Origin of the sequence: Actinomadura logoneensis, assembly GCF_003428695.1 — a bacterium.
Lineage (GTDB): Bacteria > Actinomycetota > Actinomycetes > Streptosporangiales > Streptosporangiaceae > Spirillospora > Spirillospora logoneensis.
In genome coordinates, this window is the sequence record NZ_QURH01000298.1 from 1 (window position 1) to 11,329 (window position 11,329).

General features: G+C 72.6%; 9 protein-coding genes. 6 read left to right on the forward strand and 3 right to left on the reverse strand.

Going from position 1 to position 11,329, the window contains the following annotated elements:
* Positions 1–312 precede the first annotated feature (312 nt).
* On the reverse strand, positions 313–1,413 hold the full coding sequence (trpD, locus tag DZF91_RS18115; RefSeq protein WP_407920919.1) for an anthranilate phosphoribosyltransferase: 1,101 nt from the start codon (positions 1,411–1,413) through the stop codon (positions 313–315).
* A 334-nt stretch (positions 1,414–1,747) separates the two neighbouring features.
* Complete coding sequence (locus DZF91_RS18120) at positions 1,748–2,170, reverse strand: response regulator transcription factor (protein WP_117358641.1); 423 nt, start codon at positions 2,168–2,170, stop codon at positions 1,748–1,750.
* A 225-nt stretch (positions 2,171–2,395) separates the two neighbouring features.
* Here DZF91_RS18120 and ctaE point away from each other — a divergent pair, with 225 nt between their 5' ends.
* From ctaE to DZF91_RS18150, 6 genes are all read left to right on the forward strand, one after another.
* Positions 2,396–3,058, forward strand: coding sequence for an aa3-type cytochrome oxidase subunit III (ctaE, locus tag DZF91_RS18125; RefSeq protein ID WP_117358642.1), 663 nt, complete (start codon positions 2,396–2,398; stop codon positions 3,056–3,058).
* Positions 3,059–3,102: 44 nt separating this feature from the next.
* Complete coding sequence (gene qcrC, locus DZF91_RS18130) at positions 3,103–4,023, forward strand: cytochrome bc1 complex diheme cytochrome c subunit (protein ID WP_117358649.1); 921 nt, start codon at positions 3,103–3,105, stop codon at positions 4,021–4,023.
* Complete coding sequence (qcrA, locus tag DZF91_RS18135; protein ID WP_117358643.1) at positions 4,020–5,129, forward strand: cytochrome bc1 complex Rieske iron-sulfur subunit; 1,110 nt, start codon at positions 4,020–4,022, stop codon at positions 5,127–5,129. The genes qcrC and qcrA overlap by 4 nt, the downstream gene beginning before the upstream one ends.
* On the forward strand, positions 5,126–6,790 hold the full coding sequence (gene qcrB / locus DZF91_RS18140) for a cytochrome bc1 complex cytochrome b subunit (protein WP_117358644.1): 1,665 nt from the start codon (positions 5,126–5,128) through the stop codon (positions 6,788–6,790). The genes qcrA and qcrB overlap by 4 nt, the downstream gene beginning before the upstream one ends.
* A gap of 182 nt (positions 6,791–6,972) precedes the next feature.
* Positions 6,973–9,231, forward strand: coding sequence for a DUF7927 domain-containing protein (locus DZF91_RS18145; RefSeq protein ID WP_147341197.1), 2,259 nt, complete (start codon positions 6,973–6,975; stop codon positions 9,229–9,231).
* A 102-nt stretch (positions 9,232–9,333) separates the two neighbouring features.
* Positions 9,334–10,464 carry a glycosyltransferase family 4 protein gene (locus tag DZF91_RS18150; RefSeq protein ID WP_117358646.1) on the forward strand — a complete coding sequence of 377 codons (1,131 nt, stop codon included), beginning with the start codon at positions 9,334–9,336 and terminating at the stop codon, positions 10,462–10,464.
* 21 nt (positions 10,465–10,485) lie between these two features.
* Here the strand turns inward: DZF91_RS18150 and DZF91_RS39875 are convergent.
* Positions 10,486–11,329, reverse strand: an 844-nt coding sequence (locus tag DZF91_RS39875; protein WP_117358647.1) for an esterase/lipase family protein, incomplete at its 5' end; no start/stop codon positions are given.

Here is an 11,329-nt window from a genome sequence, read left to right on the forward strand (position 1 = left end):
CGGGGGACGGGGCGGGGGACGCGGCGCGGGCGGGGGAGGCGGCCAGCGTGAGCGCCAGGAGGGCGGCGGCGGCCGAGGCGGTCGTCCGGACCTTGGAGACGGGCATCGGGCAGGATCCTCTCCGTAGGGGGAACTCGGGGGAGCTCGCTCGCAGATGATCATGCGACGCGTCCTGACGAACTAATCCAAACTTGAACAACCGTTACCCGAGCGCAACACGCCCCGCCCCGAAACCAGCCGCCGCCCACGAGAGCGCGCACGGCCGTCCGCGCCGGAGTGCGGACGGCCGTGCCGACAGGTTCGGGAGCGCCCTCAGCGGGCGGCGGTCGAGGACTCCACCCAGCGGTCCAGCAGCGCCGCCGCCGCGCCGGAGTCCACCGACTCGGCGGCGCGCCCGAAGGCGGCCCCCAGCGCCCCGGTGAGCTCCCCGGCCGCCGGAGCGCCCTCGTACGCGGCGATCAGCGCCGCCGCGTTCAGCAGCACCATGTCCCGCACCGGCCCGGACTCGCCCGCCAGGACGCGCCGCGCGACCTCCGCGTTGTAGGCGGCGTCCGCGCCCCGCAGGTCCTCCGGGCGCGCGGGCGGAATGCCGAGGTCGGCCGGGTCGAACACGGTCTCGGTGACGCCGCCGTCCCGGACCACCCAGACGGTCGAGGTGCCCGTGGTGGTCAGCTCGTCCAGCCCGTCGTCGCCCCGGAACACCAGGGACGAGCAGCCGCGCGCGGCGAACACCCCGGCCATGACCGGCGCCATCCGCGGGTGGAACACGCCGACGGCCTGGCTGGTCGGACGGGCCGGGTTCGTCAGCGGCCCCAGGAAGTTGAACACGGTCGGCGTCCGCAATTCGCTGCGCGTGCGGGCCGCGTAGCGCAGCGCCGGGTGGTAGAGCGGCGCGAAGCAGAAGGTGATCCCGACCTCCTCGGCGACCCGGGAGGCCGCCGCCGGGGGCAGGTCGATCGCGACGCCGAGCCGTTCCAGCAGGTCGGCCGAGCCGCACGAGGAGGAAGCGGCGCGGTTGCCGTGCTTGACGACCTTCACCCCGGCCGCGGCGGCCACCACCGCCGCCATCGTGGAGATGTTCACGGTGTGGGCGCGGTCGCCGCCGGTGCCGACCAGGTCGGCGAACCGGCCCGGCACGTGGATCGGTGTGGCGTGCGCCATCATGCCCTCGGCGAGCCCGGCCACCTCGGCGACCGTCTCGCCCTTGGCGCGCAGCGCGACGGCGAACCCGGCGATCTGCACGTCCGTGGCCTCGCCGGACATGATCTGGTCCATCGCCCAGGTCGTCTCGGCGGCGGACAGCGACGCGCCGTCCAGCAGCGCGTTCAGCAGCCCCGGCCACGTCGTCGCCCCCGCCCCGGACGCGCCGCCGGACGCACCGGAAGCGCCGGGCGCGCCCGAGGCACCGGACACGGCGGACGCTGCGGAAGCGGTTCCGGGCGCGCCGCTAACCGCGCCAGTGACGCCGGGCACGTCAGACGTGCCGGGCACACCGGACGCGCCGGGCATGTCGGAGGCGCCGGGCATGTCGGAGGCGCTGGACGTGGCGGGAGCGGGTTCGGGTGCGCCGGCCGGCGAGATGCCGGACGCGTCGCCGGGCGGCACCGCGGCGGTGTGGGCGCTGGTACGGGCGTCCATGGTTCCCCCAGGTTCGGGTCCTGCGGGGTGGCCGGTGCGCTCCCGCCCGGTCCGGCCGGGACGGGGCCGGGGGGACGGAAGATCCCCCGCCTCCCCGGCGAGCTGCTGCTTACAGTGCGGGAAGGCGGTTCTCCGCCCGCCAGCGCATGAGGTCGGCGACGGCCTTGGCCACCGCCATCGGGTCGAGCGGCAGGCCGACCACGGCGTCGGCGCGCGACCAGGTCGCCAGCCAGCCGTCGTCCCGGCGCGCGATGATCGCCAGGATCGGCGGGCAGTCGTAGACCTCGTCCTTGGCCTGCCGGGCCACGCCGAGGCCGCCCGCGGGCTGCGCCTCGCCGTCCACCACCACGACGTCGATGTCGCCCTTGTCCAGCCGCGCGACCACGGCGGGCTGGGTGGCGATCTCGACGAACTCCACCGCCGGGAGGTCGGCGGCGGGCCTGCGTCCGATGGCGAGCCGGATCTGCTCGCGCGTGTTCGCGTCGTCGCTGTAGACGAGAACCTTCATCGGACCCTCCGGGGCGTCGCTCATGGCACGCAAGGCTACCGGTTCGTTGGGGCGGGCACGAGAGGCGGGTGGCCGGTGCCCGCCCCCGGCCTTCCCGGACCCGTCCGGGAGGCTGCTCCGGGACGCCGAAGTCCCTGGCTGGAAAGGGATTCCGGGGGACGGACCGGGCAGGCGGCGGCGGGGCCGGTGACACGCTCGGGAACTCCAGAAGGGGGGTCATGCGTCAGTCACCGAACGGGTGACGTAATAATGCTGCCCGTGGCAACAGCATCCGCGATAGAGACAACACCTCACGCTCGGGCGAACCGTCCCAACTTGGTCAGCGTGGGGACGATCGTCTGGCTGTCGTCCGAGCTGATGTTCTTCGCGGCTCTGTTCGCGATGTACTTCACGATCCGCTCCGTGACGATCGGCCAGCACGGTCATGACTCCTGGCCCGGCGCCGAGCTCGACCTGCCGCTTTCGGCGTTCAACACGACCGTCCTGGTGCTGTCCTCGGTGACGTGCCAGATGGGCGTGTTCAAGGCCGAGGCCGGCAAGGTCGGACGCACCGGCGGCCTGCTCAACTTCCGCCAGTGGGGACTGCGCGAGTGGTACGTGCTCTCGTTCCTCATGGGCGCCTACTTCGTGGCGGGTCAGCTCTTCGAGTACTCCAACCTGGTCACCAAGGACGGCCTGACGCTGTCGTCCTCGGCGTACGGATCGGTCTTCTACCTGACCACCGGGTTCCACGGCCTGCACGTGACCGGCGGCCTCATCGCGTTCCTCTTCGTGCTGGGACGCACCTACGCCGCCAAGCGATGGACCCATGAGCAGGCGACGAGCGCGATCGTCGTGTCCTACTACTGGCACTTTGTGGACGTGGTCTGGATCGGCCTGTTCGCGACGATCTACCTGCTCGACCTGAAGTGATCCGTCCGACCTCCAACGACGACAAGACCCGAACGGGGATTTCCGTGAAAAGGATCACCGCATGGCGACGGCGCCCGTGGGCGGGCTACGCCGTCGTGCTGGCGGCCCTGGCGGCGATCGCCGGCCTCTACGCCGGCTTCTCGCCGAAGACCGACCGCGCCGAGGCGGCTGGGACCGCCGACGCCCAGGCCGACCTCGCCAACGGCAGGCAGCTGTTCAACCAGAACTGCGCCAGCTGCCACGGCCTGAACGCCGAGGGAACCAAGGACGCCAAGGGCAAGCCCATCGCGCCGAGCCTGCTGGGCGTGGGCGCCGCCTCCGTCGACTTCCAGGTCAGCACGGGCCGCATGCCCGCGATGAACCCTGGCGCGCAGATGCCGCGCAAGCGGCCGATTCCCGTCTTCGACACCGAGATCAAGACCGACTACTCGGAGCCGGAGAAGCGCGAGGCCGCGGAGAAGCAGAAGGCCCAGGCCGAGAAGAACATCCACGACCTGAGCGGGTACATCGCCCAGCTGGGCGGCGGACCGTCGATCCCGACGGCCGACCAGGTGGACCCGACCAAGGGTGACGTCGCCCTCGGCGGGAAGCTCTTCCGCACCAACTGCGCCCAGTGCCACAACTTCACCGGGCAGGGCGGCGCGCTCACGGGCGGCAAGTACGCCCCTGAGCTCTCGAAGAGCGACGTCACGCCCACCCAGATGTACGAGGCCATGCTGACCGGTCCGCAGGCCATGCCGGTGTTCAACGACAGCACGCTGACCCCGAAGGACAAGCAGGCCGTCATCGCCTACCTCGTGCAGACGCGTGAGGAGCCCAACGCGGGCGGCAACGGCCTCGGCCGCATCGGCCCGGTCTCCGAGGGCCTCGTCGGCTGGCTGGTCGGCGTCGGCCTGATGGTGGCGGCCGCGATGTGGATCACCGCGAAGAAGCCCAAGAAGCTGAAGAAGCTGAAGAACTCATGAGCGACAACAACGACACCGCGGGCTCGCACGAGCCGCGCGAGGACGGCGGGTCCCGCCGGGTCGTGGGCACTCCGTCGTCGGTGGGCGAGCGCACGCTGCTCGCCAAGGACGACGACGAGGGGTACCCGGCCCCGGCCGGTGCGGGCGAGGAGCTGGACGAGAAGTCCGCCAAGAACGCCGAGCGCGTCGTGGCGGCGTTCTTCCTGCTCGCCTTCGCCGCCAGCGTCGCCTTCATCGCCTACTACATCGGCTGGAGCGGCCGCAACGGCGGCATGCACGGCGTCACCCGCACGCGCGAGAGCAACCTGTGGCTCGGCGGCACGATGGCGCTGGCGATGCTGGCCCTCGCGGTCGGCGTCACCATCTGGGTGCGCCGCCTGATGACCAGCAAGCCGATCATCCAGGAGCGCCACGAGATGGCGTCCTCGGCCGAGACGCGCGCGGCGTTCGAGGCCGACGTCCTGGCCGGCGGCGAGGACAGCGGCATCACCAAGCGTCCGCTGCTGCGCCGCACGCTGCTGCTGGCCGCCGCGCCGCTCGGGCTGGCGCCGCTGGTGCTGCTGCGCGACCTCGGCCCGCTGCCGGAGAAGCGGCTGCGCCACACCTTCTGGGGCGAGGCCGTCAAGAAGGCGAAGGCCGAGGGCAAGAAGGGCGTCCGCCTGGTGGTGGACGGCACCAACGCCCCGCTGAAGGTCTCCGACTTCAACTCGCCCGGCGGCATGATCACCGTGCTGCCGGAGGGGATCGAGGAGACGCACGAGGCGGCCAACGAGATCGCCAAGGCCGTCACCATCCTGATCAACGTCCCGGCCGAGCAGTTCAAGCCCGTCAAGGGCCGGGAGAACTGGCACGTCAACGGGGTCGTGGCGTACTCCAAGATCTGCACGCACGTGGGCTGCCCGGCGGCGCTGTACGAGCAGACCACGCACCACATCCTGTGCCCGTGCCACCAGTCGACGTTCGACGCCACCGACGGCGCGAAGGTCGTCTTCGGCCCGGCGCACCGTCCGCTGCCGCAGCTTCCGCTGGGCGTGGAGGACGGTTACCTCATCGCCACCGACGACTTCCCCGAGCCGATCGGTCCGAGCTTCTGGGAGCGCGGATGAGCGACGCAACTGCCCCGAAGGCGGTCGCGGGACCGCTGAACTTCCTCGACGACCGGCTCGGCTCGACGAACTTCTTCCAGCGCAACGTGAAGAAGGTCTTCCCGGACCACTGGTCGTTCATGCTGGGCGAGATCGCCCTGTACTCCTTCGTCATCCTGCTGCTGACGGGCACCTTCCTCACGCTCTGGTTCCACCCGAGCATGGAGGAGGTCGTCTACAACGGCTCGTACACCAAGCTCAAGGGTGTGCAGATGTCGGAGGCGTACAGCTCGGCGCTGCACATCAGCTTCGACGTGCGCGGCGGTCTGCTCATGCGGCAGATCCACCACTGGGCCGCGGTGCTGTTCATGGCGTCGATCCTGGCGCACATGCTCCGCGTGTTCTTCACCGGCGCGTACCGCAAGCCGCGCGAGCTGAACTGGCTCATCGGCATCAACATGTTCATCCTGGGCATGCTCGAGGGCCTGTTCGGCTACTCGCTGCCGGACGACCTGCTCTCCGGCACCGGTCTGCGGATCACCCAGGGTGTGGCCGAGTCGATCCCGCTGGTCGGCACGTACATCTACATGTTCCTGTTCGGCGGCGAGTTCCCGGCCGGCCAGTACGGCGACCTGATCCCGCGCCTGTACGCCATCCACATCCTGCTGATCCCGGGCGTGATCCTGGGTCTGGTGACCGCGCACATGATGATCATGTGGCACCAGAAGCACACCGCGATGCCGTCCAAGAACCAGAGCAACGAGCAGGTCTACGGCTACCCGTTCTACCCGGTCTTCATGGCCAAGACGGGCGCCTACTTCCTGTTCACGTTCGGCGTTCTGGCGCTGCTCGGCGCGTTCGCCCAGATCAACCCGATCTGGCTGTTCGGCCCGTACGACCCGGGCGCGATCTCGTCGGGCTCCCAGCCCGACTGGTACATGGGCGTCCTGGAGGGCGCGCTGCGCCTGATGCCCGGCCAGGGCACCGAGTGGGTCATCTGGGGCCACACCATCAGCCTGAACGTGCTGATCCCGGCGACGGTCCCGCTCGGCATCGTGTTCGGCGGGGCGATGGCCTGGCCGTTCATCGAGCAGTGGGTCACCGGTGACAAGCGCCGGCACGACATCAACGACCGTCCGCGCAACGCCCCGGTCCGCACCGCGATCGGCATGGCCGCCGTGACCTTCTACGGTCTGCTGTGGCTGGCGGGCGCGAACGACGTGCTGGCCGACAAGTTCCACGTGTCCCTGTTCGGGACCACCTGGTTCTTCCGGTTCGCGATCTTCATCGGTCCGGTGGTCGCCTACATCGTCACCAAGCGGATCTGCCTGGGCCTCCAGCGCAAGGACGCGGCCGTGGCGGGCCACGGCGTCGAGGCGGGCATCATCGTGATGGCCCCGGACGGCGGCTTCAGCGAGCGGCACGAGCCCGCCCGCGAGGACGAGATGATCAAGATCCTGTCCAAGGAGAAGGCCCGTGCGGAGGCGCCGGCCGTCGACGCCAACGGCATCCCGGCCCCGAGCCAGAAGGGCCCGATGGGCCACCTGCGCTCGCGTCTGCAGCGCGCCATGACCTTCGACGACATCCCGATCGAGGAGCACGGCGAGGGCCACGGCGAAGGCCACGGACACGGCGACGAGAAGGCGGTCGGCAGCGGTTCGGGCAAGCAGCTCGGCCACTGACACCAGCAGGTTGCCACGGGCGAGGCCCGTCCCCGGATCCCCGGGGGCGGGCCTCGCCGCTTCCGTGCTCGGTCGCTTTCGCCGGTTCCGATGGTGTTCGGCCTCTTCGGGGACGTGTCGTTTGACCGACCCGTGGCGCCGTCCCGGGGTCCGGTTCACCGGTGGGTGAGCACAAACCGATCATGAAATCGTGGATGAGGGCGTCCGCCGCGCTGCTGGTCGCGGCGGCCTGGCTCACCGTGCCGTCCGTCGCGTCCGCCCCGTCCGCCCTGGCGGCGTCGGCAGTGGCGGCGTCGGCGTCGGCGGCCAGGGCGCGCCAGGGCAACGGATCGGAACTGCTGAACGAGACCTTCGCGGGCGCGGCCGTCGAGGACCCCGGGTTCCTGGCGCTCAACGACGCCTGCCTGACCGGGGCCCCGCCCGGCCCGGACACCACCGGGCCGGGCGGGCGCGAACCGGGCACGTGCTCGGGACACCAGGTCGGACCGGTGCCGCAGATCGGCCGGACACCGGGATACCTGCAGCTCACCGACGCCGGCCGAGGCCGGACGGGCGGCGTCCTGTACAACCGTCCGCTGCCCGGCAACGGCGGTCTCGACCTCACCTTCGAGCAGTACCAGTACGGAGGCGTCCAGGGCGGCGGGGACGGGATCGCGTTCTTCCTCACCGACGGCGCGGGCGTCCTGAACCAGACCGGCGCGTTCGGAGGCAGCCTCGGGTACGCGCAGCGCACCGGGCGGCCGGGCGTCGACCACGGCTACCTGGGGCTCGGGCTCGACGCCTACGGCAACTACGCGGTCGACTTCGAGGGACGCGGCACGGGGTGCCCGGCGGACCAGCGACCGCCCGCGGAGTTCCAGGTCTACGACCGTCCGCCGAACAACGTGACGCTGCGCGGGCCGGGCCACGAGGAGTCCTACTACTGCTACCTGGGCGGCACGGGCACGACCGAGCGGATCGGCACCGATCCGGACGGGAACGTCCTGTTCGGCAGCACCCTGCCGGGCCGCCTGCACGAGCCCGCCGGTGACATCGCCCAGGCGGCCGGGCGCACCGTCCATGTGGTGGTCTCGGCGGAGGTCCGGCCGACGGTGTCGATCGAGATGGACTTCCACGACGGCAACGGGTTCGTCCCGGTGCTGAGCAGGAGGATGCCCGAGGACGCGCCCCGCACCTACAAGTTCGGGTTCACCGCGTCCACCGGCTCGGCCACCGACGTCCACCTGATCCGGCAGCTCAGGGTGCGGTCGTCGGAGCCGCTGGGCGCGCTCAACCTCGTCAAGCAGGTCGACCGGACCACTCCGCAGCCGCCGGTCTACCGGGTCGGCGACGTCGTCCCGTACCAGTTCGTGGTCACCAACACCGGCGGCGGGCGGCTGACGGACGTGAAGGTGAACGACCCGAGGGTCGCCGACATCCGGTGCCCGCGCGACACGCTGGAGGCCAGGGGCGAGCCGTTGGCCACCATGACCTGCACCGGGACGCACACGATCACGGTGGCGGACGCCGCGGGCGGCCGGTTCGACAACGCGGCGACCGCGGACGGCAGGGACGCCGCGGGAGCCGACGTCCACTCCGGGCCGTCCGAGGTGTCGGTGCCGGTCGAGGGGGCCGGCCCGGTGCCCGTCCCCGTGGTCGCCAAGACGGCCTCGACCGACCGGGTGCGTCCGGGCGACGAGGTCACCTACATGATCCGCGTGCGCAACGAGGGCACCGGCCCGCTGGTGAACGGAAGGCTCACCGACGACCTGTCCGGCGTCCTGGACGACGGTGACCTGGTCGGCACGCCGGAGGCCACGGCCGGGAACGTCGTGGTCGACGGGACGCGCCTGGAGTGGACCGGTGCGCTCGACCCGGGCCGGGAGGCCGTGATCACCTACACGGTGCGGGCGCACGCGGGCGGCGACGGGACGATGCGGAACGCCGTCCGCGGTCTCGGCAACTGCCAGGAGGACGTTCAGGGGCCGCCCTGCGCGACGCTCGTCGAGGTCGCTGAGGAGCCGCCGCCTCCGCCTCCACCGCCGGGGCCCCACGGCCACCTCACGATCACCAAGTGGGCCGACCGGACCTACGTCCGTCCTGGTCAGCGCGTCGTCTACCGGATCCGGGTGGAGAACACCGGGGACGGCCCGCTGCCGGACGCGTCCTTCCGGGACGACCTGTCCGCGGTCCTGCGGCGGGCGCGGCTCGTCGGGACGCCGGAGGCCGACCACGGCGAGGTGAGCTACCGGCGTCCGGTGCTGCGCTGGCACGGGTCGCTCGCGCCGGGGCGGTCGGCGGTCATCGAGTACACGGTCGTCGCCCGGCACCGCGGGCGGCTGCCGAACCGGGTCGTGTCGTCCGTGCGCCGGACCAACTGCCGGCCGCACAGCCGGGACCCGCGCTGCACCGCCGTGGTGACGGTGGTGCCCGGCCCGCAGAAGGACCGCGAGGACCGCTGAGCGCGGCCGTCGCGTGGCCGGAGCCGCGCCCCGGTCGAGCCGTCTTCCCGGCCGGCCGGGGCGGATCCGGGCGCGGGGAAGGGGCGTGGGATCCTGGCGAAGATGACCAGGACCCTCGTCGTGACCAATGACTTCCCGCCCCGGCCGGGCGGCATCCAGGCGTTCGTGCACGGGCTGACCGTCCGGCGCCCGCCCGGTTCGGTCGTGGTGTACGCGCCCGCGTGGCGGGGCGCCGCGGAGTTCGACGCGGCGCAGCCGTTCCCGGTCGTCCGGCATCCGACGTCGCTGATGCTGCCCGAACGGGACGTCCAGCGCCGTGCGGTGGACCTGCTGCGCGCCGAGGGCTGCGACTCGGTGCTGTTCGGCGCGTCCGCGCCGCTCGGTCTGCTGGCCCCCGCGCTGCGCCGCGCCGGGGCCGGGCGGATCGTCGGCGTCACGCACGGGCACGAGGCGGGCTGGGCGTCGCTGCCGGGCGCGCGCGGCCTGCTCCGCCGCATCGGGGACGCCGTGGACGTGCTCACCTACCTGGGCGAGTACACCCGGTCGCGGATGGCGCGGGCGCTGTCCCCGGCGGCCGTGGAGCGGATGGCGCGGCTCGCGCCCGGAGTGGACGAGACGGTGTTCCGCCCCGGCAGCGGCGGCGACGCCGTGCGCGCGCGGCTCGGCCTGGCGGACCGTCCGGTGGTGGTGTGCGTGTCGCGGCTGGTGCCGCGCAAGGGCCAGGACGCGCTGGTCCACGCCTGGCCGCACGTGCTCCGGGCCGTCCCGGACGCGGCGCTGCTGCTGGTCGGCGGCGGTCCGTACCGGGCGGACCTGGAACGCCTCGCGGACGACGTGGGAGTGTCGGACTCGGTGGTGTTCACCGGCAGCGTCCCCTGGGAGGACCTGCCCGCGCACTACGACGCCGGGGACGTGTTCGCGATGCCCTGCCGGACGCGGCGGCGCGGGCTGGACGTCGAGGGCCTCGGGATCGTGTACCTGGAGGCGTCCGCGACCGGGCTGCCGGTCGTCGCCGGCGACTCCGGGGGAGCGCCCGACGCCGTTCTGGACGGGGAGACCGGTGTGGTCGTCCCGGGCCGCTCGGTGCGGGCCGTCGCGGAGGCGCTGACGGACCTGCTGCGCGACCCGTCCCGCGCGCGCACGATGGGCGACAAGGGCCGGGCCTGGGTGGAGCGTGAATGGCGCTGGGAGGTGCAGGCCGCCCGCCTGGACGGCCTGCTCGCCCCTTCGTGATCCTGGGCCCTGGCGCCGCGGTCAGAACGCGGGGCCGGTGAGGGCCAGCGCGGCGTAGTGGAGCGGGGAGACGCCGTGCCGCGTCGTCCGGTAGGTCGCCCCGCCGTTGTTGGAGTAGCTGATCCGCCACGAGTGGCCGGAGTCCAGGTGGCGCAGGTTGTAGTGCGTGATGCCCTGCCCGGACAGGTAGACGGCCTTGTGCTTCGCGGGGGCGGCGAGCGCCGACCTGAAGGGGACGCGGGTGTCGGTGGTCGCGCCGACGAGCGTCCAGTCGGTGCCGCCGCGGCCCTGCGCCGGGTGCTTGGCCAGCCAGCCCAGGAGCGCGCTGCCGGGCTTGACGTCGCGGCACTGGCGGATCTTCGCGGAGCACCGTCCGGCGATGCCGTGGAACGGGGTGCTGAGCGTCACCGCGTCGGTGACCAGCAGGTAGGGCGGCCACGGCTTGGCCGTGTGGGGCTTGGCCCGCACGCCCGCCAGCGCGGACGCGACGACCAGCCCGCCCATCGAGTGCGTGACGGCGCGGACGGCGACGCCGTGCCGGGAGTAGCGCAGGTAGATGTCCCAGGCGAGCCTGCGGCCCAGTTCGAGGACGGAGGTTCCCGGCGTGCCGTTGACGCGCCGGGTGCAGTGCGTGTCGTGGGAGTAGAACCCCCACGTGATGAGCGGGCCCCGGAACCCGTCGGAGCGGAGTTCGGCGGTCGCCTGCCGCCAGGTCGCGGCGCAGTCGGTGCCGCCGCGGACCTCCAGCCCGTGGAGCAGGTAGACCGGCGCGGAGGTCGCGGCGCCGGACTGGCCTCCGGGCTGCGGGGTCGGCGCCGCCGCCGACGGGGGCGGGACGGGCGCCGGGCCGGACGCGTGGGCGGGG